The following is a 25,844-nucleotide window of genomic DNA, read 5'->3' as shown; positions in this document are numbered from 1 at the left end:
GTTCGAGGTTCGAAGGAAGCGCTCTTATACGGGTTGGTTGCTGGCCGGATCCGCACGGATGAGGGCTGCGATCAGGCGCTGTGTCTGGAGCGCCTCCTCACCCGTCACGACTGGATCGCGGTCTTGCGAAATCGCATCGGCGAAATCGTCAATCAGCGCACGGTGCGCGTCATGGGGGAAGTCCATGATGGCTGCGCCGCTGCCTGTCTTCCCCTCCGCCTCGACGCGCTCTTCGCGCCCGTCGAGCCAGTCGACGCTCAGCGCCCCGCCGGTCAGCGTGGCCGTGCCGAGCGAGCCGACAAGCTCCATGGTTTCAGGCGAGCCCGGATAGGCCGCCGTAGTGGCGAGCAGCGAGGCCGGCGAGCCGTTGCCGAGCCGCATCAAGGCGGTGACGTAATCCTCAGCCTCCATCCGGTGCAGACCGGTCGTCCGCACCTGCGAAGCCACCACCTCGATCTCTCCCAGCAGAGAGCGGAAAAGGTCGATGGCGTGGATGGCCTGCGACAACAGCACGCCGCCCCCGTCCCGCGCGAAGCTGCCGCGGCCGCCGGTGTCGTAGTAGGCCTGCGGACGCCACCACGGAACCCGAAGGCTGGCCGCCTCGACGGTGCCGATGGCGCCGGAAGCCAGCACCTGGCGCAGCCGCAGGCTGGCCGGCCGGAAACGGTGCTGCAGGACGACGCCGAGGCGCAGGCCGGCCCCGCGGGCCAGCGTGACCAGCTTCTCGGCGCGGGCCAGCGTCGTTTCGAGTGGCTTTTCGACGAGCACGTGCTTGCCGGCGGCAAGGGCCAGCTCGGCCACCGCCAGATGCGCGTTGGCCGGCGTCAGCACCATTACCGCCTGAACCTCGGGATCGGCAATCGCGGCCGCAATATCGGTCGTCACGGGAAAGGAAAACTGGTCGGCAAAGGCTTCTGCCGTCGCCTGGCTGCGGCTGGCCGCCCATTTCACCTCGATCCTGCCAGCAAGATCGACGAGGCTCTTCGCATGCGGCAACGCCGCCGGACCCAAGCCGATCATGGCGACGCGTAGCCTGCTCATCGCGCGTTCCTTTCCTGCCCCGTCACGACGACCGCCGCCGCCTGCGCCTCGAGCGCCAGCCGGCAGACCGTGAAGACATGCTCCTGCGTCATCGCCGTTTCGGTACGCTCGCACATGTCGGCAAGCAGGCGCTCGAAATAGGATATCTTTTCGCCCGACGCATCGAAATGGCGCGTGCCCTGGCCATCGACGAGGAATACGTGGTCCGTGCCAGGTTTGCCGGCTATGTCGACATATTTCCTAAGTTCGATCGTGCCCTTGGTGCCGAGCAGGATGAGCCGTCCATCCCCCCAGGTCGGCAGCCCGTCGGCGGTGAACCAGTCGACGCGGATATAGCCGCTCGCTTTGTCTCCCCGCAGGAGGATGTCGCCGAAATCCTGGAATGCCGGAATGTCAGAAGCGCCAAAATGGCCGACCGCACTTGAAACGACATTCGCGTCGGCGCAGCCAGTATAGAACAGGAACTGATCAATTTGGTGCGAGGCGATATCGACCAGGATGCCGCCGTAATTCACGGGATCGAAAAACCACGCCGGGCGTAGCGCACGGTTGAGCCGGTGCGGCCCCAGGCCCGTCACATGGATGACTTCGCCGATGGCGCCCTCCATCGCCAGCTGCGTCGCCAGCGTCGAGGCTCGGGTCAGGAGGCGCTCCGAAAAGCAGATCGAAAAGATGCGTCCCGTCTCACGCACGGTCTGCCGCACGGCGGCAAGCTGCTCGAACGTGGTCAGGCCGGGCTTGTCCGCAAGCACGTCCTTGCCATGCCGCATGGCCTCGACGGCAATGGCGGCCCGGTCGGAGGGGACAGCCGCGGTAACGACGAGGTCGATGGCGGGATCCTCGATCAGGCGCCGTCGTTCGACCGGCGCGATCCGTGGAAAACGCTCGGCGATGCCGGCGGCAACCTTGGGATCGGTCGTCGCGGGATCGTAGCCGGCGCACTCGGCGCCGGCATCCAGAAGCCCACCGATCAGGTCATAGACGTGACGATGATCGATGCCGATCACGGCAAATCGCATTGGTCCGCTATTTCATCTTGTTGGCACCGACCTCGCGGTCCCATTTCTCGAAGGCGGCGACCAGTGCTTCCGGCTTTAACGGCGCTTCGACCGGGAACTTCCTGATCAGCTCTTCATATTGTGGGCGGCCGAACTCTGCGATGGCGTCCTGGCTTTCCTGCGGCGCGGCGCTGAGCGGTACGCCCTTGACCGCCGGGCCGGGATAGAAATAGCCCTTGTCGTAGGTGTAGGCCTGCTGCGCGGGTTCGAGCATGAAGGCCATGAGCTTGACCAGAACCGCGACCTTTTCCTCCGCGACGCCCTTGGGAATGCACATGGACTGCGTATCGGGCACCCAATGCGTGCCTTCGAGCGCAAACGTCTCGATCTCCTTCGGCACGATGCCCAACACACGCGGGTTGATGTCCCAGCCGAAGGTGGAAACGATCATGTCGCGGGTGCCCTCGGCCAGCTCCTTCATCGTCACCGTGGTGCCGGAGGGATAGTAATCGATGCCTTCATCCAGCGCCTTCAGATAGGCCCAGGTCTTCTCCCAGCCATTGATGGGATCGGAAGGATTCTTGTCGCCGAGGATGTAGGGCATGGCCATCAGGAAGGTCCAGCCCGGTCCCGAATTGACCGGCCGCGCATAGCAGAATTTGCCGGGATTGGCCTTCACCCACGCCAGCAGTTCGTCGGTGTTCCTGGGGATGGTCTTGACCCTGTCCGGCGCATATTCGAAGAGTGGGCCCGACGGCGAATAGACGACGGCGACGCCTTCGTTCTGGCCGAAGTTCTTCTGCATCATCAAGGCGCTGTCGAGATAGACGTCCTCAGCCTTGGGCAGCACAGTGGGATATTTCGTCCACACGTCGATCCACAGGCCCTGGGTGATGCCGTCCGACATGGCACCCGGACCCGTCAGCACCAGGTCGATGTCGACCCGGTTGGCCGCCTGCTGCGCGGCGAGCTTGGCCGGCAGTTCGGGGGACGGCGCGCGCGAGAACGTGATCTTGGAGACGAGCCCCGGATTTTCCTTGCCGAATTTCTCGATTGCCGCCTGGGTAAGCTGCAGATTGCCCGCGACGTCAATGATGTTGAGCGCCACCGGCGAAGTGGGCAGGGCAAGCTCGTCGGCGAATGACCTGCCAAAGGGCAGCGCTGCAAACCCCGCCAATGCGCCGAGCGCCTGGCGGCGTGAAATCGTGAACATCGTCGTCGTCCTCCTCATTTATCTCCTTGAAAGAGCGGCATCTCCACACTTTCATCCCGGCTCTCCCAGACGAATGATATATTAGTCTATTAGTATCGAATGCAACGCAAATGACGCCCCGCTGCGCTGAAGGTCCCGTCGCGGACAGGCCGCGTCAGGCCGCGCCTGGCATGCTGCACTATCCTAGCGCCAGCCCCTCGACGCGGCCGGCCTTTGGCGAAGCATCAGGATTTCTTTGCGCCGACCAATTCGTCCCACTTTCGGAAGGCGGCGATCATCTTTTCCGGCGGCAGCGGCAGTTCGATCGGGTTGTCGGCGATGAGGCTGGCATACTCGTCCCTGCCGAAACGTTTGACGATGTCCTGGCTGTGCTGCGGCGCCATGGAGACAGGCACGTTCTTCACCGCCGGGCCGGGGTAGAGATAGCCCTCATCGTAGGAATAAGCCTGCGCTTCGGGCGTAAGCAAAAATGCCATCAGATCAAGCACCACGGCGAGCTTGTCGTCGGAAATGCCTTTCGGAACGCACATGAAAAAGGCGTCCGAAACCCAATGGAAGCCCTTGAGCGTGCCGATCCTTGCCGATTCCGGCACGATGCCGAGGGCACGTGGATTGATATCCCATCCCGTGGTCGAAATGATGATGTCGCGGCTGCCTTCCCCGAATTCCTTCATGGTGACGCCGGTGCCCGCGGGATAATAGTCGATATACTGGCCGATCTCTGCCAGATAACCCCACGTCTTCTCCCAGCCGTCGACGGGATCCTGCGGATCCTTGTCGCCGAGCAGGTAGGGGAGACCCATCATGAATGTGCGGCCAGGGCCGGAATTGGTGGGCCGCGCATACATGAAGCGGCCCGGATTGGCCTTGGCCCAGGCTAGCAGCTCCTCGACCGAGCCGGGAACCTCCTTCACCCGCTCAGGGGCGTATTCGATCAGCGGGCCGGAAGGATAGTAGTTGACGACAACGCCATATCCCGCGCCCTGCTTCTTGTGCAGGGCCAGTGCGGCCGGTTCGTAATTGTCCTCGATTTTGGGAAACTTGTCGTTGAAATCAGGCAGAATCTTGATCCATGTGCCGTTGGCTAGGCCTGCCGCCAGACCGTCGGAGCCGGTCAGCACCATGTCGATATCGACGCGGTTGGCTTCTTGCTGCGCGCGCAGCTTTCCGGCAAGCTCGGTCACCGGCGCCTTGGTGAAGACGATCCGTTCGGTGCGCTCGGGATATTTCTTGGCGTAGTTTTCGAAGGCCGGCTGCGAAAGCGCCAGCGCGCCGCCCACGTCCATCACCGAAATGACGACCGGCGATGCCGGCAATTTGGGTGACTGCGCCCAGGCCCGCGTCGTGCCGGCGAGGAATGTACCGCCAATGCCGCCAAGGATGGTGCGGCGATTCACCTTGAGTTCACGAGCAGTCATGGTTGTCTTCCTTCCCATTTTGTCGTTTGCCGGTCGTATTCGCGTTCTTCTTCTCCGACGCGCGCATGGGTGATGGTCATGTCGGGCGCCCACTCGATCTCGCTGGCGGGCACGCGAAGGCCATGCGCGTCCAGCACCGGCTGCAGCAGCGCCATCACATTTGCCGAGGCCATATCGACAGCCTGTGCGAAACCGGCGATGCCCCAGCGCACCAGGTTGCGCACGGCGTCGTCCAGTCGCAGCGCCGACCCGGCGAGCCCGATGCCGCCAGGAACGCGGACCGAGCCATCGGCGCGGCTCTCGACCCGCATTCCGGCAAATTCGTAAGACCCGTGCGGCGCACCGGCCGCCGAAACGGCATCGGTAACCAGGACCGACCGGTCCAGCCCTTTTGCCCGGACCAGCGATTTCAACGCGCCTGGCGGAACGTGAATCCCGTCGGCGATGAATGTCGCGGCGAGACGGTCTTCGGCCAGTTGGGCAAACAGGGTATTGTCCAGTTTCGGCAAGGTTTGCGGCAGCCCGTTGCCGAGATGGGTGGAAAGGACAGCGCCAGCCGCCGCGGCCTGCGCCACGAGCTCAAAACCGCAAGCCGAGTGGCCGATCGAAACAAGAATGTTGTGCCGGTTCATGGCCCGTATGAAAGCAATGCCACCTTCCACTTCGGGAGCCAGCGTCGTCAAAAGGATCGGGCGCTTGAGCAGCGACTGCAGACGCTCAATGAGCGCAGGATCCGCAGCGGTCATCGCCGAGGCGGGATGGCATCCGGAATAACCCGGGGCGGGATTGAGGAACGGACCTTCCAGATGATAGCCGGGGCACATGAGGGGACCGAGGCGGCTTTCGGAGACAGCCTTGTCGAGAGCGCTGAACCGCGCCGACAATTCGTCCGGCCTTGCCGTGATGATCGTCGGCAGGCACGCTGTCACGCCGCACGCCAGGAGGGCCTCCAGCGCTTCGTCGAGTTCCGCCGCCGTCAGGGTCCCCGAGTTGAAATCGACGCCGGCGAAGCCATTGACCTGCATGTCGACCAGACCGGGAGTAATCATGTTGCGGCCGATCGCCAAGATTCCTTACGCGGAGAGTACACGGCTTGATACCGCTTGCAAGCCATTTTTGAATAATGTTATCCAAAAATGCGAAAGGAAAGGAATCCGGGCATGTTGACGCTCTACACCGCGGATTTCGAGGACGCCCGCCAACGCGACTGCGCACGCGTCATCGCCAGCCTGCACGAAGGCGGCGGCAAATCCCGCGCCGCACTTGCCGCCGAGTTGGACATGACCTCGATGGCGATCTCGCGCGCCATCGCCGACCTCGTCGGCAGGGGCATCATCGAGCAAAGCGTCGGCCAGGTGAGCGGCCGTGGCCGCCCACCGGCGCAAATCGTTTTGAACCCCGGTTGCGCGGGCGCGACCGTCCTTCTTGTTTCCAGCCAGGAACTGGTTGGCGTCCTTGTCGATTTCCGCGGAAGTGTCCTCGCCCGGCAAACCGCCCATGTTCCGTCCGACGCCGATTCGGCCCGCATGACCGCGACGATGCGTGACCTTGTCGCCGGTCTGCTCGGCAGCTGCCCGTCTGGCATGCGTCATGTCGGAACGTCCGTTGCCGTTTCCGGCATCGTGGACGTGAAGACCCGGACGTGGATATTGACCTCGCGATGGCCGAACGTTCGCGATTTCGACGTCGGCAAGGCGCTCGATGGCATCACGCCGCGCGTGTTCCTGTTTCGCCAACTGGATGTCGAATTGAGCGCCCGATACGCCGTGCCGGGCATGGAACGACTGGAAGGCGCCTTCATTCTTCATTGGGGTTGGGGCATCGGCCTGGCCTATCGCGGCAGCGACGATGCGCCGATGCGCCAGGGCGGCCCCTTCGGCGAAATCGGCCATTGGCGTTTCAACGTGCTCAAGGATCGCCCCTGCGGATGCGGCAACCGGGGCTGTCTCGAAACAGCAGCTTCGCTGTCAGCCCTGTTGCCGGTCATACGGGAGATATATCCGTGGGCTTCAGGGGAGGAGGAACTCCTCTCCAGCCAAATCGAGACGATGGAGCTGACGGATATTCCCGAAATCCGGGTCGCCGTCGATCTTATGGCGCGCGCGCTGGGGAACGCCTGCAGGCTGCTTTTCCCCGAGAAGGTGTTCATCACCGGCCCGTTTACCTGCAATGCCGGACTCTACGAACTTCTACGCTCCCGCTTCGAGGCGGAAGGATTGATCGGCACCTTGCGCCTGCCGACCCTGATCTCCGATCGCTCCAGCCTGGACTACGTCGTCCAAGGCGCCGCGCAACCGCTTCATGAAATCGCCGTTCGCGTGCTGCTCGGCACACCGCAGGGGAAACCGAATGGCGCAGGGCGGACCCGGCGGAATGGAAAGCGGCAAAGGCCGATGCCCTGACACGAAGCATCTGAATGATTCACGCTGCGGGTTCAGAGATCCGGGAGCAATCTCGATGCCCCACACCTCTCACGTCCTGTGGAGAATGCTGCGACGCCGCTCGGGCGAAGCTCACTGCCTCGCGGAGGTTTTCGAGCCGGTTCTCACTAGCGAGCCGCACAGCGAACAGCCGCATTTAGCATGTCGCCAGCGTTTTCTTCTTTAGGCCAGGAGCGCATTCCGCGCCGTTCCATCTCTGCCGGATCGAGGTCCTCCCTCCACGACAGGAGCACCCAGACGTGGCCGAAGGGATCGCGCACGGTGGCGGAACTGGCGCCATAGAACATATTCGTGGGTGGCTGAATCTCTTCCGCGCCAGCCTTGACCGCGCGCCGCAGCAAGGTCGCGTTATCATCAGTGAAGATGTGAAGGCCAGCTGTGCAGCGACCAAGTGTCTGCGGCTCGCCGTATAGTCTCTCGTCCGGATCCCCGATCATGATCACGGCTCCGCAGATCAAAATCTCGGCGTGCATGATTTTGCCGCCTGGGTGGGCAATTCGGAACAATTCCATCGCTCCGAATGCCCGCTCGTAGAACGCGATCCCATCCGACGCCCCGTCGACGTAGATATGAGGGACAATCGCATTTCGATATCTCTCCGGTCGTTCAGTCATCTCGGTGTCCTCGCGCCAAATATCAGAGCGCTCGTTTGCGGTGCACAAGCCGGCGAAACACTCTTTACAAGACCCGGCGGAAGGCTCGCCTCAGGTCGCCCACCGCACCGCCGGAGACCATCAACCGTGCGTCGACACGATCCGTTCCGGGTTCCACGCGATCATCTGCTCGATTGCCGCCGAAGCCGGCGCCGGCTCGACTTGAAATTCCTCGAAAATCGAACGGTGCCTCTCTTTTCCAACACGGCAGGTCGGCAAAAATCCAGGCCGACTCCAACCTGGAGACTGTCCTGATATTTCCGGCGATCAGCGGCTGGCGCCAGAAGGCGATACGGTCCTGCAAGCGATGGCCTGGATAGTCGCCGGCATGAAGCACGGATGGCCGAAGGCGGTCGGAAGTCGAACGCCGTCCGCGGCTGCTCGCCCCTAGACGCCGAGATGATGCTGCAGCAGCCCCGGCTGTGTCTTGAGCTCGGCGGCCGGGCCCTCGTGGGCGATATGGCCGTTATTGATGATATAAACGCGGCTCGCGAGCGCCAGCGTCGCGGCGATGTTCTGTTCCACCAGCACGATTGTCTGCCCTGCCTGGGCCAGTTCGCGGCAGGCGCGCACCAGATCGTGCACAATGACTGGAGCAAGTCCTTCGAAGGGCTCATCAAGCAGAAGGATCTTCGGGTTGCGCACCAATGCACGGGCTATGGCCAGCATCTGCTGTTCGCCACCCGAGAGATCCGTGCCACGGCTGGTGCGCCGTTCCTTCAGCCGTGGGAACATCGTGTAGATGCGTTCCAGCGGCCAGCGGCCGTCGGCGGTCAATCCGGCCAGAATGATGTTTTCCTCGACGCTCAGGCTGCCGAAGATGCGCCGATTTTCGTGCACGAGCTGCATGCCTTCCCGAGCGATGCTGTGCGCCTTCCTGCCAACCAGCTCAACCCCGTCGAGCTCAACCGAGCCGGCTCGTGGCGTCACCACGCCCATCAGGCTCTTCAGCGTCGTCGACTTGCCCGCGCCGTTGCGCCCGAGCAGCGCCACGACCTCGTTTTTCTCGACCCTCAATGAGACGTCGAACAGAATGTGACTGTCGCCATAATAGCTGTTCAACGCCCTGACTTCGAGCAGGCTCATGCCACCTCTCCATGTACCCCGCCGAGGTAGGCTTCCTGCACCTTTGCGTTGGTCTTGATCTCAGCGGGCATGCCTTCGACCAGTACCCTGCCCTCCTGCAGGACGGTCACTTTCTCGACCAGCTCGAAGAGCGAATCCATGTCGTGGTCGATGATGATCATCGTGCGTCCACGCGCGATTGACTTGAGCAGCGCCACGGTCTCGACGCGCTCGCGCGGGCTCATGCCGGCAAGCGGCTCGTCAAGCAGGAGCAGGCTCGGCGACGTCGCCAGCGCAAGGCCGATTTCCAGCCGCCGCTTCTCGCCATAGGCCAGTTCCGAAACGGGCCGATCGAGCCGCGCCGTAAGGTTCACCAGCGCCGCCGTTCGCTCGACCTGCTCATTGAGACCGGGAACGCTGTGGATACTCTTGAACAGGTCAAGCCGGAACTTTCCACGCGCCTCGCCCAGCGCGGCAATCATCAGGTTCCGCCGCACCGTCAGGCGGTCGAACAGCTGGTTGATCTGGTAGCTCTTGGTGAGCCCGAGCTGGCACACCTCGGACACGCCCATGCCCGTAATGTCGCGGCCGGCCAGCATGATGCGGCCGGAGGTCGGCGCGATCTCGCAGGTGAGCATCTTGAAGAACGTGGTCTTGCCCGCGCCGTTGGGTCCAATGATGCCCCGTATCTCCCCATGATCGACACTGAAGTCGATGTTGCTGTTGGCTGTGATGCCGCCATAGCGTTTGGTTAGGCCCTGCACCTGCAGGATCGGTCCGGATGCTGGCGCAGTGCCATGCCGGCGCGCCGGCATCGGTTCGACGACCGTCACGACGTGCGGCGCACTCTCGACCGCGGTATTGGCCCGTTCGATGCGCTTGCGGCCGCCGGTCAACCCATAGAGATCGACGATCGCACCGACGATGCCGCGCCGCAGGAAACAGACCAGCAGCACGAAAACGATGCCGAGCACCAACTTCCATGTGGCGCCGAGATGCAATGTGTTCTGGAAAAAGTCGCTCAGATACAGCCACACCGTCGCGCCCACCAGCGGCCCGAACAGTGTGCCGGCACCGCCGATCGCCGTCTGCATCACGACCTGGCCGGACGTGTCGAACATGAAAGCGTCCGGCGGCATGAAGCCCTGCATGACGCCCAACAGGCCGCCGGCAAAGCCGGCATAGATCGCCGCAACCACGAAGGCCGTGAGCTTGTAGCCGTGTATGTCGTGGCCGAGCGCCGCGGCGCGGAGGGGATTGTCGCGGATCGCCGAAAGGATCGCGCCAACGGGCGAGCGTACGATGCGAAGTGCGACGACAATGCCGACGAAATACCAGAACGCCAGGAAGGTATACATCGTCCAGTCGGTGTTGAATTCGAGCACCGTGAAGCCGAGGTTGACGACCGGGGTTGGCACGCCAGGCAAGCCGTTCTCGCCGCCTGTGAATGCCGAGAGCGGATTGAACTCGACAAAGAAGAAGACTTCGGCGATGGCCACCGTGATCATGGCGAAATAGATGCCGGTGCGTCTCAGGGCGATCAGGCCGATCACATAGCCGACGACACCCGACACGACGGCGCCCATGACGATGGCAGCCATGACATAGGAGAAGCCGGTTTCAGTCAGGAGATAGGCGGCGAACATCCCGCCAGTACCGTAGAAGGCCGACTGGCCGAACGACAGCAATCCCGTGTAGCCGAACAGGATGTCGAAGCCGATCCCGAACAGGCCCCATATAAGGATACGATTGATCGTGCTGGGCGAAAAGCCGAGATGGGGCAGCACGAACGGCGCCAGGACGAGCGCCAGCGCCGTCAGAAGCTCGACAAGGAAGGGATGTTTGATGTTCATGGCGACCGCGTCTACTCGCGCCCTGCCGTGCCGAGCAGCCCGTGCGGGCGAAGCACCAGCACCAGAGTCATCGCCACGAACAGCATGACATAGGAATAACCGGGATTGAACATCGAGGTGATGCTGATGATTTCGCCGGCGATGAGGCCGCCGAGGATCGCGCCCGGAAAGGAACCGACGCCGCCGATCACCACGACCACGAAGGTCTGGACCAGTATGGCTTCCCCGACATCGGGCGCGATCGACACCACGGGTGCGTTGACAATGCCGGCGAAGCCGGCCGCCATGGCTCCGATGCCGAAGACGAGCATGAAGATCTTGTAGACGTCGATTCCAAGCGAATCGACCATCACCGAATCCTCGATGCCTGCTCGCACGATCATCCCGATGCGGGTGCGATAGAGCACGACATAGAGCATCAGCAGCGCCAGGGCGACGATGCCGAGCAGCGCCAATCGGTAGGTGGGATAGACCATGAAGCCCAGATGGGTGATGCCGACCAGCGAGGTGGGCGGCGGCACCGTGCGCGAGAGGCTGCCGAAGAAGAAGCGGACCGTCTCGACGAAGACGATGCCGAGCCCGAACGTGACGAGAAGCTGGTCCTCGAGCGGCCGCGCGTAAAAATGGCGAATGATCAGCCGCTCGATCAACACCCCGACGATCATCACGAACAGCGATCCGGCCGCGACCGCGGCGAGGAATGAACCTGTGTAGGTATAGGCGAGCCAGCCGGCATAGCCTCCGAGCATGAACATCGCGCCGTGGGCAAGGTTCAGGACGCCGAGCGTCCCGTAGATGATGGTCAGCCCGGAGGAGATCAGCGCCAGAAGCGCGCCGAGCACGAGCCCATTGAAGCACTGCGAGATGAAATTTGCCCAGTTGATCACTCTGCGCCCACCTTAATCATGAAAAATATGCCCTGCCCTCGCGCCAGCAAGGTTTGGCAGACAAGTCGCGAACAATCGACATCCCACCGCCGACCGCCGGGAGACGAACCGTCTGCGTCCAGCCAGAGCCAGTCCCGGCGCGAGCGCCTTCTCCACCCGTGGCGGGCGGAGAAGGCGCTGCGGGATATCAGGTGTAGCTGCCCAGGTTGCAGCCGAACTCGTCAGGCTTCTGCATCAGCGGCGCGCCATCGACCACCTCGACCACGTTCCAGTAGTCGTCGTCGCTCTTCATGTCCTTGGGGTCCTTACCCTGGACGAGTACGACCGGTCGCACGCACTGATGGTCTTCCGGCCGATAGTGAACGTCGCCGACGAGTGAAGGGATGGTCTCACCCTTCTCGTATTGCTTGATGACGTCCGGCGGATAGAAGCTACCGGCCTGCGACACCATGCGCGCCCAATGAGCGAAGCTGACATAGGCATTTTCGGCGCCCCATTCCGGCCGATAGCCGAACTTTTGCTGGAACGCGTCCACAAACTGCTTGGCGAGCGGATACTTGTCCTGCAGGGTCCACCAGAAATCGGTAGCGGCAAAAACCCCGGCTGTCAGTTCGGGGCCCACTTCCTTGGCAAGGAAGGGTATCTGGTAGGGGATGACCATCTTCATGCTCGGAGTCAGGCCGAACTGCTTGGCCTGCTGGATCGACAGCACTGCGTCGCGGCCCCAGTTGACGTTGACAATGAATTCGGCGCCTGAATTGGCGATGTTGGTGAGATACTGGCTGAAATCCTGGGTGCCCAACGGCGAGACCTGGTCCGTCACCATCTCCCATCCGCCCTGAGAGGTCAGGTAGTCGTTCACCGACTTGGTGACGGTGTGACCGTAAGTGTAGTCCGGCGTCATGAATGCCGCCTTCTTTCCCTTTCCGTAGGTCTTCAGAAGGATCGGGCCGATCGCGTTGGCTGCGGTCTGGCCGTAGAAGTTCTGGCGGAAGCCGTAGCGGACACAGTCCTTGCCTGTTGTGTCGTTTGAGCCGGAGATGCCCGCGACGTAGAGGATCTTCTCGCGCTGCGCGAATTTGTTGAGCGCAACCGCGACCGCTGATGAAGTCGAGCCGGTCATCAGGATGATGTTGTTTTGGTGGATGAAATTCTGCTCGAGCTCGACGGCCTGATTCGGCTTGGCCGCGCTGTCGGCGGACAACAGCTCGACCTTCTTGCCGAGCAACCCCTTGTCGACTTTCGGCGCCAACGCCTTCATCAACTCATGGCCGTTGTTGATGTGGTCGACCGCCAGCTGCCAGCCCTTAAGTTCATCAGCACCCTGCACGGCATAGGCACCGGTAAGGGGCACCGCGGCTCCGATGTAGACGGTGTCGCCCGCCGACCCGGCCGGCCAGGTGCCTATCGCGGGCTTGTCGTCGGCTGCAAAAGCCGCAAAGCTGGATAAGGGCAGAACGGCACTACTGAGAAGACCTGCGCCCGCGTGCAGCATGGTGCGGCGGGATATATTGGAAGTATTTTGATCGTCGAGCGGCATCAGCTGTTCCTCCTTAGCGTGGAGCCGTCGGACGGCTCTCATTTGTTGTTCCCGGAAACCGGTTTTTCCAGCGAAACGCTGAAAATGGCCTATTTGCATGGGCATTCGCAGTGGCGTAGGCCTACCAGTCAATACAACTTTCGTTTGATAATTCTGTTCATTGATCTGGATTAATAAGCATAGGAAAGTTTCGTTGAAGGTCATGAACATTTGGAGCATGGCATGCCGCTGACCGGCCACCCGATTGTGACCCGACTGACACGTGCAATGAAGCTGGATTCGCTAGACATCAAACGTCTTGAGGCAATCTTCGAGCACGATCTTACCATTCGGAAACGGGAGGAACTCGTCGTTCACGGCTCCGAGTTCCGAAACCTGTGCTTTGTTAAAGACGGCTACGCGATCCGCTACAGGTTGCTGCGCAGCGGCAGGCGGCAAATCCTGAAGCTCATCCTGCCCGGTGATGTCATTGGATTCCCGGTCAGCTTTTTCGATCGATCCACTTGTTCGGTCGTCGCCGTGAGCGAACTGACCTACGCCGTCTGCTCATTCGACGCGTACATTCGTCTCTGCTACGAGCAGCCCCAATTCGGTCTGGTGTTAAGTTGGCTCGCCGCCCAAGAGGCAGCGACTTATGCGGAACACATCGTCAATCTAGGTCGGCGCACTCCGATTGAAAGGTTGGCGCACCTTTTGCTGGAGATTCACGCGCGTCTCCTGGAAGTCGAACGCGCCGACGAAGCAAGTTTCGATCTGCCGTTTTCACAGGAAATCATGGCGGACGCGCTCGGGTTGAGCGTGCCCCATCTCAATCGCATCATTCAGCAATTGCGCGCCGAACAGCTTATCACCAGCAACGCGCGCTTCATCGACTTGACTGATCTTGCGGGCCTTCGAAGACTGGCTCAGTACCAGCCGATGTCCCTCGTTCCGATCCCGGTGCTGAAGCAGCGGGAATGAAAAGCGTCCCGTCGATCATATTAGCACCCTGCGTGAATTCCTTCACATACAAATCTCACCCGCGGCGTACAAGAGATGACAGAGCAGGCAATTTAGTCTCTCTTTCGGACAGATCATAAAGAAAATAGCAAAGATCAAGCCCGAAGAGGAAGTTGGTTTTTAAACTAAGCCAATTTCGTTCTCATCACGAATTTTGTGATGCCATCAACCAAAGGGAGAGAAACATGTATAAGATCATTACAGCTGCGTCTGCATTCTTCATCCTCACGGTGCCTTCGTTCGCGATCGACTCGACCTTCGTCCACAGTCTGCGAGCCGACAATGGTGACTTCGAAGCCCCAGGTGACTTGAAGGGTCAACATTCATTGGCTTCAGAAGAAGCGGTGTATGGCTTCCCGACCGGGTCGATCGGATTGCCTGGTGGCGCTTCGAACTCCAAGTGCATGGGGGTCAGCCCACACCAGTACGATCCTGTCAGCCCGGACTGCCGGAATTGATCCAGATAAGAGCGGTGGCTAGCGCCACCGCTCTGCCTCCTTGAGCGGGTACCGACTGACCGACGGACTATTAAGAAAAGCCCGACCATAGATCGCGCGACAGCGGTGGCAGGTCCAATCGCCTGGGACGGCGTCAGGATGCTGAACGGAGGTTCCCAGTTCGTCACCACGACAGGTGGAGGACTATCCCTTCATGCCGATCCGGTCTTCGTTGCGCAATCTGATTCGCGGCTCTGATGCGCGCGCCGATTGCGAATGGCGACATCAGTCATCGTCCTGTGACTCGGCAATGTGACGAAGCGCACCGGCATTCGTTATGCGCAGGCCACCACGCTTGATTGCGATAATCGAACGGTTGCGCCAATCGTTAAGCGTCTTGTTGACGGACTCGCGCGTGGCGCCCAGGAACTCCCCCAGTTCGGACTGGGAGATCGGTATCCAACCTGAGCCATCCGCCATAACGCCGGCCAAAAAGGCCAGTCGCTTTGCCAGCCTGGCCTCAATGCCGAAGAAAGCCTGATCGCCAAGTTCGCCGCTGACCCAACGCAGCCGTGCGCACAAAAGCTCAATCATGGCGCGTGCCAGAGGTGGAGTTTTTTCGATCCGATCGAAGAGCTGCTTCCGACCGAGCGAGGCCAGATCGCAAACGGTCAGGCAAGTAGCGGTTGCGGTGCGCGGGCGCCCGTCGAGCGCGCCGATCTCTCCGACCAAGCTGTGCGAAAGCTCGATATTGGCCACCAGCTTCCGGCCTCCCGGCGAATACATCGAGATCTCCACCGTCCCGCTCATAACCCCGTAAATACGATCGGATGGATCTTCCTGGACGAAGAGAATCTGGCCCGCCGCGTGGCGTTCAACCTTGCAGCCGCCGAAAAGAAGATCGAACAGGCGCGGATCGATCCGTGCAAGGCGCGGCAGATCATTTCTTTCGTTCGCGCCGCCAAAAGCCATGTCGCCCCCAAGTTGCCGATCGGATAACTCCAACGCAGGAGAGTATCTTAGGTCTTGTCTTGCCGGCGCCTCAGCTCGGCCGCAATGATCGACTGATCCCTGCGTAACGAGAGGCGCCGTGCAGCCGCGAGTGCTTGCCGCCAAGTAGAGACGGCGCGGTCACCGCGCCCGTCCAGCCAATGGGCCACGCCGACCCACAGCCCATACTGAGCGGTGCCGACAGGAAACGCGCGGCGGTAACGCTTGAGCTCATGCAGCGCTTGGCGCTCCCAATGGCGCCACTGGTCGTACTCGCGCGAGAGGCCTGCCTCCCTGCCGCGCAGAAGCACTTCGCACACGCCGGCAATGCCGGGCAGTGTGCTGTGCACAGTCGGGCGACGCATCTCGCGCAGCAGGCGTAGCGTCTCGACCACAGCCCGAAGGCTCTCAGCATGGAGCCCGACCCGTGCAAGCGCGAGCGCAAGCGACCCTTTGGCGGAGACCAAGTCGGCGAGATCGGCGGATCCGACCATAGCGGACGTGGTCAGCCGAAGGATGTCGACCGCTTCACGGGGGCTATCCGTGTGGAGCACACACAACGACTTGCATCGGAGCGCCCAAATCTCTTGCTGGAGGTTTCCGCTGTTCTGCGCGCGGGAGAGCAGCGCCTGGGCGGTGTACTCCAGCGCACCCGATTCACCGCGGTAGTACATTGACCAGAAGCGCATGGCCTGGGCGTTGCACCAACTTAGTTGATCGCCCGCCTTTAGACACAGCTCTTGAGACTGATCCAGACGACGATCTACCATCAGCCAGTCGCAGCGGCCGATGCGCCAGAGCGCATCGAGATTACACAGGTGGGCATGGACCGCTGGATCGGCGAGCGCAGTCACCACCCGTTCTGCCCTTGCCATGAAGTAGTTGCAAGCGCGCCGGCGCCCCAGAATTCCCAGCCCGCATGCCAGTTGGGCGGACGCGATCACCATCTCCATGGTGAGCCCCGTGCGCTCCGCATGGGCGACAGCCGCGACGGTGTGGGAAAACGCTCGCGAAAAGCGAAGCTCGAAATAGTCCACGACCGCCGCCTGGTTAAGGCAGCGAGCTAGTTCTCGCTCCCAGGAGTCCAGCACACCACCCTGAGTTGACCATAGCGAAGGAGGGAACACTTGTTGGAACGCGAGCCGCATTCCACCCCCAAGCAGCCGCATCAAAAGGGCTGCCGAGGAACGTGGAACCGGCGTGCCCGCCAAGGTGAGGGCGCGCCTCACCGAAATGCCCTGAGCATGGAGGTCGCCACGACTGTAATGGGCCTCGCCGAGCTGCCTGCGCCAACGCACCGACTGAAGTCTTTGCTCAGCACTCCAAGGCTGCTTCGACTCGTATCTCAAGCAGATTTCCAGAAACGCCTCGACCTCTCGAAACGCACCGACCTGCAGCGCCTTGATTGCTGCCAAATTGGCATATCCAACTGCCTTGAAATTGTTTCCGGCGGCCTCAAAATGCTGAACGAGGGCCGCGACATCCGCGCCCATGGCGGCCGACTGGCTCGACTCGATCCAAGCGGCCAGAGCTGCATGAAGTCGCTGTCGCACTTCACTGGGAATTGAGCCATAAACGACGTCTCGGATTTGATCATGACGGAACTCGTAGTTCCCTGATCCAGTGCCCTGACGCACGAGATGCGCCGCCACGAGCGACTCGACAGCTGCACCCACACCGTCGTGATCCAACTCGCCCTCGAGCAACGTCGCCAGGGCCTCGCCGGTAAATGAACGCCCGATCACGGCCGCAGCCCTGAGAACGTGCTGGACTGAGGTCTCCAATCGATCAACGCGCTCCCGAATGACCCGATCGACACCTTCGAAATATCGAAGGCTCTCGAGCGGGCGGATCGGACACCACAAACCATCGCGTATGGCGATGAGCCCCTGGCTCTTTAATGTCAGCGCTATCTCCTCGGCGAAAAACGGATTGCCACCGGCTAAGGCCGAGACCCGGCGCGCCAGTTCGCCATGTGGGGGCACATCCCCGAGCGTGCGGGCGACCAGTTCGCAAATCGACGCCTCGCTGAGTTCCTCAAGATCCAGGATACGACACAGGCGCGCGGGATCGTCAGGTTCCGTTCCGGATGTATTCCTTCTTGTGGCCTCGGCTCGCCTTCGTAGGTTTTTTAACTCCTCCGGAACTTCGTCCGAGCGTACGCACAGGACCAGAAGCAACGAGGACAGAGATGAGAGAACCCACTCGACGAGGCGCCACGATGCCGAATCCAGCCACTGACTGTCCTCCAGGACCAATGCCAACGGGCGCGGTGCCAAGTTATCCATGAGATCACCCAAAAGACGCATGGTGGCATCAGCGCGATGAGGTCCCTCCAGATGTCGCGTCCCGTCGTTTTGGGGAATTTCGATGCTCAGAACATCACCTAGCAAGGGCAGTCGCCCAACGAGCGACGAGTTGCCTTGAACCCGTTGTGTGACGACATCAAGCACCGCAAATCCATCGCTGTCGGACGGTAGGCCGAGAAGGGACACAAGCACCCGCCGCCATGGCAGGAGCGATGTCCGGCGATCGTCACGTTCGGCGCGCGCGGTCAAAACCTCGATTGCGGTTGAGCGCAGTTCGTCCGTGAAAGCTCTGATCAAAGCGGTTTTTCCAATGCCCGACTCACCCAAGACAACGAGCAAACGCCTGCCTCCACGGCGGGTCTCCTCGAACGTACGTTTCAGGAACTCCAGCTCGCTCTGCCGACCAATCAGCGGACTAAGAGGTTGGACCGGGGCGCGCGGATCCATGGGACAAAATACCGTTGCCATGTCCCCAAGTCCGTCCAGTTGCAACGTGCCGTGTTCTTCGAACCAAAACGCCGTCCGGCTGGCTCGCTCTGTTGGTGCATCGCAGAGAACGTTTGCCGATGCCGCCGTCATAAGCCGCGCCGCCCGATTCACGGGCGCGCCGATCACCATCAGCTGGCGCCGGCGTGCGCTTCCGACAACACTAAAAAGCGCATCGCCGGTAGCCACGCCCATCGACGCGGAGAGGCCCAAGCGTTGGGCCGTCAGACGGATCGCGCGAGCAGCATCGACGGCACGGCAAGGATCGTCGCGGTGGAAACTGCCTCGCGCTCCGAACGTCGCAAAGAAAATCAGACCTTTGTCGTCGAAGAGCAACTCGCCGGCCGGCCCACCGCGCGAACGCAGATCCTCCTGGAGGGTCGCGCATAGCAATTGATAGCGCGCAAGCGCCTGAGGTTGACGATGGTCAAGTCCGGCAATTCGCGCGAAAAGGGCGGTGATCGGCCTAATCTCCGCCAGGGCGTCTAAGCGGGCGGTCGTTGGACGATCTTCTTCGGAACGGATGGCAACGGCGCTGTCCGCGGCAACTGAGCGCAAGTCGGCTTCGGACAGCAGGTCCCTGAGCTGCAAAGGCAAAAACCTTGCCAGCCAGCCCGGAGGCGGAGAAGCCAGCGTAGGCCGACTGCGCCGCGATTGAGACGGCTGCGCAAGGGCCAAGTTGGCTTTGTCGGAAAGTACATATTCCCATCGGCGCGCAGCCGCTTGGGACTGAGCGGCCTGCATGATGGCATCTCCGCCTGCAAAGAGAGTCCAGACCGGCTGACCGCCTAAAGCCGCCGCCCAGAGGGCCCCCGCCCCTACTCCAACATGCAGCGCGGGTGCGATTTCAGCTGTTCCGTCCTCCAAACGCTCGTTCTGGCCGCCGCAGATTGCCTTGGCACAGGCTGTCGCCGCTCGCACCGCGCTTTCAAGTCCGCGGACATCCGCCGACCAGTAGGCTAGCAGTTCGTCGCCGGCGAGGTACAAAATCTCGCCTCCACGATTGTATACTTGCTCTACGCATCGCGCGTAGGAGTGACTAAGCAGGCTCGGGATTCTTTCAAGTCCTTCTTGCCCCCGTCGTGCTAGTTGCTCGACCAAGGCCGTGTATCTGGACACATCGACAAACACCACTGCAGCCTGGAATTCGACGGCTACTGGGCCATCCGCTCGAAGTGCGTGAATTCTACCGAGTAATTCCAGCGGCAGAAAACTCTCAAGTAGCTCGCAAGTACCCTCCATGGGTTCCTTCCCGCAGCCGTGCCCATGGTTTCAGGGCAGAGAAAGGCACCGCCGACCGCGCACTTCCTAAAGGGAATGAATATCGCCCCGATAGATTGCGTGACTTCCTGACGTTACACCAAATTTCGTATATGATTGATATCTAAATTAGGGAGGACGCATTGCCTGTACACATCAAGGCAGCGCCGGAGCCGCCACGTGCGACGGCTTGGCTCTCGCACCGACTCGAGACATTGGTCCACGATTTTCCGCAGATCGCCGATACGGAAAGGGCAACTGTCAAGGGCGGATATGACTTTGATGTTGTCATCGTTGGCAGCGGCTATGGCGGCTCGGTGGCTGCCGCCGAATTGAGCGCCTGCAAGGATGTGCAAGGCCAATCTTTAAAAATCTGCGTACTGGAACGCGGCAAGGAGTACCTGGCCGGAATGTTCCCTTCGCGATTGGCCGATCTGGGCGGCCACGTCCGCTTTGCCACCCCCTTTGCGAAACGCCAACGCGGCGTGTTCGATGGTCTTTACGACTTGCGCTGCAGCGACGACGCGGTAGCTCTCGTCGCGTGTGGCTTGGGTGGAGGCTCATTAATCAACGCCGGCGTGATGGAGATGCCGCTGCTGGAGATTTTCCGGGAAGCACGCTGGCCCACCAAAATCCGCAGAGATACGACGCTCACAGAGACGGCTAAACGGCTGGGCGATTGGCTGGGAGCCAAGCCGATACGTGTCACCAAGCCTTTCCTGGCCAAGTCCGAAGCAATTAGAAATTTGGCTGGTGGCAAAGCACGACCCGCTCACATAACCGTCGCTTCCGATTGCCACACCAACCACGCCGGGGTCGCGATGAGCGAATGTCGCCGTTGCGGCGACTGCGCCACTGGTTGCAACTACAATGCCAAAGAATCCCTCGACCTGAATTTGTTGCGGCTGGCTCGACAAAGCGGAGTACGAATCGTCACTGGCGCCACCGTCTTGCGCGTTTTGCGCGCGGGCGAAGGATGGCAGTTGGACGTCAATCACACCGATGGCCATCTACGCGACAACCAGCGGAACCCGTTCGCGCTGCTGGCGAGGCGCGTGATCCTTGCAGCAGGCACATTCGGCTCGACGGAAATTTTGATGCGCTCGCAAATCCGCGGGATAAAGTTCTCCGATCAGCTGGGAGGCAAGTTCTCCGCCAATGGTGACATGCTCGTCGTTGCCCATGATTTGGCGGCACGGGTGAATGGCGTCGCTGATGAAACCGAGGATCCGGCCCCAAACACCAAAAGCGAGGATTGCGGTCGCGCGGTCGGCCCGACAATAACCGCAATGGTCGATCTGCGCGACGGCAACGCGGCTACTGACCTCGTGATCCAGGATCTTGCCGTACCGGGACCGCTGCGCCGCTTATTTGAGGAAAGCGCCACCACATTCGATGTGCTCAATCGCGTCGCCGATGGCGACTGGGCGAAGCATGAGCCGGATCCTTCACGGGCAGACGATGCAGCCGTCAATCCAGCCGCCATCACCAACTCCCTTGTGTTGGCTATGATCGGCCGCGACGACGCGGAGGGAGCACTGGCGCTAGGGCCCTCGATGCAAAACAGCGCCGATGAGAAGCAAGACGATCCTGAAAAAATGCTCGCCGACGGGATGCTCACGGTGCGCTGGCCGGAGTTGCGACTGGACCCCCGGCTGGAGAACCATCATGCGCGCCTTGGCAAGTTGCTTCGAGAGTCTGGATTGGGCGGACGGCTGGTGAACAACCTGTTGTGGCGACCTTTGTCCGACAGGCTCGAAGCCGTGTTCGGTCGCCAACGCGGGCCGCTGCTGACGGTGCATCCCCTTGGGGGCTGCGCCATGGGTGACGACGTTCGCCAAGGCGTGACCGATCATTGCGGCCGCGTGTTCGATGCCGCCGCGGTCGGCCTCAGACGCACTCACGAAGGGTTGATCGTGCTCGATGGCTCGGTCGTGCCCACGTCGCTGGGCATCAATCCCGCCTTGACCATAGCCGTTCTGGCATTGCGAGCGATCACCGAGCTCAAGGAGGAATGGCAACTCAGTGGCGGCCGTTTGATCAATGCACCCTTGCCTGGGAACTCTCGTGGCGAAACGCGGCCGATATATTCCACGCCGCGGACGAACCCTGCGCCTACGCCTACCAGCATCGAACTGACCGAACAGGTGCGCGGCAAGGTCCCTCTGGCTATGCGCGGCAACGGTGTGAAACCACACATGGTCGAACTGACGCTAACCACCAAGCCGGTGGTGCTCACCGATCTCTACGCGCTGCAAACGCCCCGTGGACGGTGTTTGCCGATTGCCCATGGTCGGCTGCGCATTCTGCGTGCAGGAAAGGAGTTCGACCCCATTGCAGATCAGGCCTATGAAAGCCATGTTGCGCTCGAGGCGGAGATCTCGGGATCGCTCCACCTGTTCGATCTGGAAAAATCGCGCCCCGTGCCCCGAATGCTGCGCGCTATCCTTGCGTGGGCGCTCAACCGCGGGATGCGCGACTTTGCTTACCGCTTGGTCCGCCAGGGCCAGGAATGGTTGCGTTTCACGCCGCCTAGCGGAGGGGCATCCCATCTCAGACTGCTCGACATTCTGCACCTGTGCTCGCGTGCGGGCGGGGTCCGCCTGATCGAATACGATTTGCACATCGACAAGGTTGTCGAGCCGGAAGATCTCGGCACGGGCGCGAGGTTCGACAGCTCTCTGTTCACGCAGAAGAAAATCAGAGCGGTGAAGCGGCTCACCTATGCGCGCGGCGCCAGCCCTTGGCAGCAATTGATGGAGATGTCGGTCGAAGTTTTCCCGCAGATGAGCAAGACCGTCATTGGCAAGAAGCTACCGTCGCTAGAGCTAAACAAACGATACCTGGCGCGGCAATCGGTGCCTCTGCTGCGGATAGTGGGGCAGCAAGACCGTGTCGCGGCACTGGCAGATCTGGCCTCTTTCATACTCTACGGTTTTCGCGTCGTGCTTCAGATACATGCACTGAGTTTTCGCCGCCCCGACCCGCCATCTGCGCGTGAACCACAACGGTTGCCCGGGGCGGTGCCGGGCTTACCTGCGCCCCAAATCGACTGGTTGACCTTGAAAGGTCAGCTCAGCCCGCCGATCCGCATTCGCCTGGCCCGCTATGACGGCAGTTCCGCAAAGGTGATCGAGAAGGGCGTCCCGAAACGTCCCGTCTTACTCATCCATGGTTACAGTGCGAGCGGCACCACATTTGCTCATGCTGCCGTACCCGGCAACCTCGCTCAATCGCTGTGTGATGCTGGGCGCGATGTCTGGGTGCTCGATATGCGATCGAGTTCAGGCCTGACTACCGCCACAGGCGGTTGGTCTTTTGAGGAGATGGCGGAGAATGACATTCCGATCGCCGTCCAACACGTGCTGGCTGCGACAGGGCAGGAAAGGCTCGATGTCGTCTGCCATTGCATGGGCGCGGCAATGTTCAGCATGGCAGTGCTTGGCGAGCATGATCGAAGGAATTTGCACAATAAGATCGGGCGCGTGGTGTTTTCGCAAGTCGGCCCGGCAATGCTGTTGAGTTCGGCAAATGTGCTCGCCGCATATGTGATGCGATATGTACGTTATTTTCTTCAACTTGAAGACTATGTGTTTAGTCCGCATGGCGATATCTCGCTCGCCGGTCAATTGCTCGACAGAGCGCTCTCGGCAATGTGGCTGCCGTCCGACGAGTATCGGCGCGAGAATCCCCTCTGGCCCCCAGGCAAAGCGACGCCTTGGGTCGGCACAAGACATCGGATGGACGCGCTCTATGCACGCACCTTCTCGCTCAACAATCTCTCTGACCTCGTACTCGACCACATCGACGATTTCTTCGGCCCGCTCAGCGTCGAGACAGTCTCGCAGGTCATACATTTTGCTGGCTTCAACACCGTGACCGATCGCGCCGGCATAAATCGCTATGTGCTGCCGGACCGGGTGAGGGATCGACTGAGATTCCCGATGATGTCGATCCATGGAGCGGAAAACGGTTTGGTCGCCCCCTCAACGCTAAGACTGATGCGAAATATGCTCAAAGGGGCCGGCGTGCCGCATTTGAACTCATCTCTGCATGCGGTCGAGGCGGTGCAATCGGAGGAAGAAATCAGGGATCTTATTGACAAAAGCGGCCAGTTCCTGGCGCTCGGCCAACCGTCCTACCTGACCTGGTGCATTGCCGGCCACGGTCATCAGGATTGCCTGATCGGCAAAGACGCCTCGTCGATCTGCGGCGTTATAGCGAAATACCTAGGAATGCCGGATATCTCCGATATGCCGGGGCCCTTGGAGGAAAAGCCATGACGCATTCTCTCCCCTCTGAAGCCAGGGCGCCCGCCTTCGGGGTGCGCGTAGAGGTCGAGGCGGGCAAGATCCTGGTGCAAGCGGCCGATAGCGGAGGGCGGGGCTTGCCTCATGCAGCTTTCATTGTTCCCGTCTACGCAAAGGGCGACCGCCTGCACATGATCGGTCCGCAGGTTACGAGCCGCGGCGACGAGAAAGGACAGAGCGACGATAGCCTCTATAATAGTCTTCCGCATTACTATATTAAGCAACCCGCATCTCCTTACGTATTTGAAGTTCCGCTCCATGAGTGGCCTGAAGCGCAGCAGGTACTGGTCTTGCTGCTGTACGTTCAGGCGCAGGGTATTGGCGGCTTGGCTCGGTTACCGAAACTGCCCGACGCGGCGGGATCACCACCTGAAATCCTCGACACAGGTTCGCATGCCAAGAACGCGGTGAAGAGGGCCGCCGAGGCTATTCGGTATGCGCTCGAGACTGACACATTGGATGATTTGCGAGGTGGCCTGATCGTCGGCAGGCCTGGAAGGTCGCACAGAAGCCATCGGCACAAGAGCGATGCCCGCGCGGTATCGAACCTTTCATTCGCTCTCGCAAGTTGCCAATACCCCAGTGATTTCCTCGACCACATGCCCGACGGTCAGCATGCGACACGAGGGCCCGCGGATGCATCTCTGCTCGCGCTCGGCGATCTACTGGGCAAACCCGGCGCCCCAACGTTGCTGCTGCTGGCCGGCGATCAGGTATATATCGACGCTACGGCAGGGCTTTTCGACCCTAAGGTAGTCAACGACCGATTCCGAATACCCTACGAACGCCGGGGCCAGAGCCGCGGTGTGAAGGCGGTGATGCAGCGCTTTGACATGGCGGTTGAAATGATGCTGGACGATCATGAGATTCGCGACAATTGGGCAAAAGACCCCGACCCGGCGATGCGCAAGAATGATATCGTCATAAAGCCTGGGAAGCTGGCTTACTTCAGGTACGAACGTGGCAAGACCGAGGTGCTGGAAAAGCGCCTGCCGGCACACATCTGGCGAGACGATTTAACCCACAACGGTATGCCATTCTTCCTTTGCGACACGCGCACCGAACGTCAAGGACGGACGGTTTCGAACTGGTGCGAAGCGCGGATCATGGGTTCAACGCAATTCGCCAAACTTTGTGAATGGCTTACCAAGCCTGAACACACCGAAATGCCCAAATTTGTTCTCACATCCTCGGCAGTGCTGCCGCGGCGGCGGGAGGTGGCCGAGGCCCCCACTTGTGCCTTGCGTTCGGACGCGTGGGATGGATACCCGTTTTCCTTACATAAACTGCTCAGGTTCGTGTGCAACAAGGAAATAAAGGGACTGGTATTCCTGTCGGGTGACGAGCACGTGAGCAGCCTGGTCACCGCTCGTGTAACAAACAGCAAAACCGGCAAGCAGAGCATCCTGCATTGTATCCACAGTTCGGCGCTGTACGCGCCATATCCGTTTGCGAACGGAACTGCCGACAATTTCCAGGCCAATGAGACTTTTTGCTTTCCCGATCCCGATCCTGAGCAGGGGCCGTATTGTTGCGAGGTGCAGACAAGTTTCGCCCCTGGCGACGGTTTCGCGCTTGTAACGACATGCCGCCGCCGTTCGCATTGGCGTCTGGATGTCAAGTTCCACGACAGCGGGGGGCTCAAGGAGAACGGAACCTTCACGCGCGACCTAGAGTAATAGCTGCGCGTGAAATAAGGCTTCACTCAGTTTTTCTCACTATACCAAGCGGCCCGCGCTCGATCAGGCGCGGCGGCAGCTATTTATCCCGAGATAATCGTCTCTGAGGCCGCATGTCCAAACGATCGCCTGCCCTTTGCATGAGCCTGTGTAGCCGCTCCCCATAAGGAAACGTCGCCATGAAGCGAAAACGCTTGGCCGGCAATCGGTCTCCTCAATCGACAATGGTGGCGGACAGGGTCCGCCACCATTGTGATAACAGGCC

At 61.0% G+C, this 25,844-nt stretch carries 18 protein-coding genes; 5 read left to right on the top strand and 13 right to left on the bottom strand.

Annotation, left to right across the window (positions count from 1 at the left end):
- Positions 1–24 precede the first annotated feature (24 nt).
- The 5 genes from FJ428_RS19890 to FJ428_RS19870 form a co-directional block, all read right to left on the bottom strand.
- Positions 25–1,041, bottom strand: a complete 1,017-nt coding sequence (locus FJ428_RS19890; RefSeq protein ID WP_140558025.1) for a Gfo/Idh/MocA family oxidoreductase — start codon at positions 1,039–1,041, stop codon at positions 25–27.
- Positions 1,038–2,060, bottom strand: coding sequence for a Gfo/Idh/MocA family oxidoreductase (locus FJ428_RS19885; protein WP_140879993.1), 1,023 nt, complete (start codon positions 2,058–2,060; stop codon positions 1,038–1,040). Before FJ428_RS19885 ends, FJ428_RS19890 begins: the two co-directional genes overlap by 4 nt.
- 7 nt (positions 2,061–2,067) lie before the next feature.
- Positions 2,068–3,252: an extracellular solute-binding protein gene (locus FJ428_RS19880; protein ID WP_140879992.1), complete on the bottom strand. Its 1,185-nt coding sequence runs from the start codon at positions 3,250–3,252 to the stop codon at positions 2,068–2,070.
- A 224-nt stretch (positions 3,253–3,476) separates the two neighbouring features.
- Positions 3,477–4,670, bottom strand: a complete 1,194-nt coding sequence (locus FJ428_RS19875) for an extracellular solute-binding protein (protein WP_140513465.1) — start codon at positions 4,668–4,670, stop codon at positions 3,477–3,479.
- Complete coding sequence (locus FJ428_RS19870; RefSeq protein WP_140513463.1) at positions 4,667–5,719, bottom strand: N-acetylglucosamine-6-phosphate deacetylase; 1,053 nt, start codon at positions 5,717–5,719, stop codon at positions 4,667–4,669. The genes FJ428_RS19875 and FJ428_RS19870 overlap by 4 nt, the downstream gene beginning before the upstream one ends.
- 111 nt (positions 5,720–5,830) lie before the next feature.
- Here FJ428_RS19870 and FJ428_RS19865 point away from each other — a divergent pair, with 111 nt between their 5' ends.
- On the top strand, positions 5,831–7,072 hold the full coding sequence (locus tag FJ428_RS19865; protein WP_181167348.1) for an ROK family transcriptional regulator: 1,242 nt from the start codon (positions 5,831–5,833) through the stop codon (positions 7,070–7,072).
- Between the two features lie 146 nt (positions 7,073–7,218).
- On the opposite strand, the gene FJ428_RS19860 is transcribed toward FJ428_RS19865, so the two are convergent.
- The 6 genes from FJ428_RS19860 to FJ428_RS19835 form a co-directional block, all read right to left on the bottom strand.
- Positions 7,219–7,725, bottom strand: a complete 507-nt coding sequence (locus FJ428_RS19860) for a VOC family protein (protein WP_140879990.1) — start codon at positions 7,723–7,725, stop codon at positions 7,219–7,221.
- A 64-nt stretch (positions 7,726–7,789) separates the two neighbouring features.
- Complete coding sequence (locus tag FJ428_RS19855; protein WP_140625458.1) at positions 7,790–8,068, bottom strand: hypothetical protein; 279 nt, start codon at positions 8,066–8,068, stop codon at positions 7,790–7,792.
- Between the two features lie 83 nt (positions 8,069–8,151).
- The gene (locus tag FJ428_RS19850; protein ID WP_140561318.1) at positions 8,152–8,850 is read right to left on the bottom strand and encodes an ABC transporter ATP-binding protein; all 699 of its coding nucleotides are present in this window, start codon (positions 8,848–8,850) and stop codon (positions 8,152–8,154) included.
- On the bottom strand, positions 8,847–10,682 hold the full coding sequence (locus tag FJ428_RS19845; RefSeq protein ID WP_140513457.1) for a branched-chain amino acid ABC transporter ATP-binding protein/permease: 1,836 nt from the start codon (positions 10,680–10,682) through the stop codon (positions 8,847–8,849). The genes FJ428_RS19850 and FJ428_RS19845 overlap by 4 nt, the downstream gene beginning before the upstream one ends.
- Before the next feature lie 11 nt (positions 10,683–10,693).
- Positions 10,694–11,569, bottom strand: coding sequence for a branched-chain amino acid ABC transporter permease (locus FJ428_RS19840; RefSeq protein ID WP_140513455.1), 876 nt, complete (start codon positions 11,567–11,569; stop codon positions 10,694–10,696).
- Positions 11,570–11,756: 187 nt separating this feature from the next.
- The gene (locus FJ428_RS19835) at positions 11,757–13,109 is read right to left on the bottom strand and encodes a substrate-binding protein (protein WP_140658161.1); all 1,353 of its coding nucleotides are present in this window, start codon (positions 13,107–13,109) and stop codon (positions 11,757–11,759) included.
- Positions 13,110–13,331: 222 nt separating this feature from the next.
- On the opposite strand from FJ428_RS19835, the gene FJ428_RS19830 reads away from it, so the two are divergent.
- Together FJ428_RS19830 and FJ428_RS19825 are read left to right on the top strand one after the other, a co-directional pair.
- A complete protein-coding gene (locus tag FJ428_RS19830) occupies positions 13,332–14,069 on the top strand; it encodes a Crp/Fnr family transcriptional regulator (protein WP_140567246.1) in 738 nt (245 codons plus the stop codon).
- A gap of 224 nt (positions 14,070–14,293) precedes the next feature.
- Complete coding sequence (locus FJ428_RS19825) at positions 14,294–14,566, top strand: hypothetical protein (RefSeq protein WP_140498482.1); 273 nt, start codon at positions 14,294–14,296, stop codon at positions 14,564–14,566.
- A gap of 264 nt (positions 14,567–14,830) precedes the next feature.
- Here FJ428_RS19825 and FJ428_RS19820 read toward each other — a convergent pair whose 3' ends face one another.
- Together FJ428_RS19820 and FJ428_RS19815 are read right to left on the bottom strand one after the other, a co-directional pair.
- A complete protein-coding gene (locus FJ428_RS19820; protein WP_140558039.1) occupies positions 14,831–15,517 on the bottom strand; it encodes a Crp/Fnr family transcriptional regulator in 687 nt (228 codons plus the stop codon).
- Between the two features lie 47 nt (positions 15,518–15,564).
- The gene (locus tag FJ428_RS19815) at positions 15,565–19,317 is read right to left on the bottom strand and encodes an adenylate/guanylate cyclase domain-containing protein (protein ID WP_181167347.1); all 3,753 of its coding nucleotides are present in this window, start codon (positions 19,315–19,317) and stop codon (positions 15,565–15,567) included.
- Positions 19,318–19,733: 416 nt separating this feature from the next.
- On the opposite strand from FJ428_RS19815, the gene FJ428_RS19810 reads away from it, so the two are divergent.
- Both FJ428_RS19810 and FJ428_RS19805 read left to right on the top strand, forming a co-directional pair.
- Entirely contained in the window at positions 19,734–23,873 is a 4,140-nt protein-coding gene (locus tag FJ428_RS19810; protein ID WP_140879989.1) for a GMC oxidoreductase, read from the top strand.
- Positions 23,870–25,579: an alkaline phosphatase D family protein gene (locus tag FJ428_RS19805; protein ID WP_140879988.1), complete on the top strand. Its 1,710-nt coding sequence runs from the start codon at positions 23,870–23,872 to the stop codon at positions 25,577–25,579. The genes FJ428_RS19810 and FJ428_RS19805 overlap by 4 nt, the downstream gene beginning before the upstream one ends.
- The last annotated feature ends 265 nt before the right edge of the window (positions 25,580–25,844 follow it).

It is taken from the genome of Mesorhizobium sp. B2-8-1, assembly GCF_006440955.1.
Taxonomy (GTDB): domain Bacteria; phylum Pseudomonadota; class Alphaproteobacteria; order Rhizobiales; family Rhizobiaceae; genus Mesorhizobium.
Note: the sequence above shows the minus strand (reverse complement) of the source record. Positions and strands in the feature narration are given on the sequence as shown.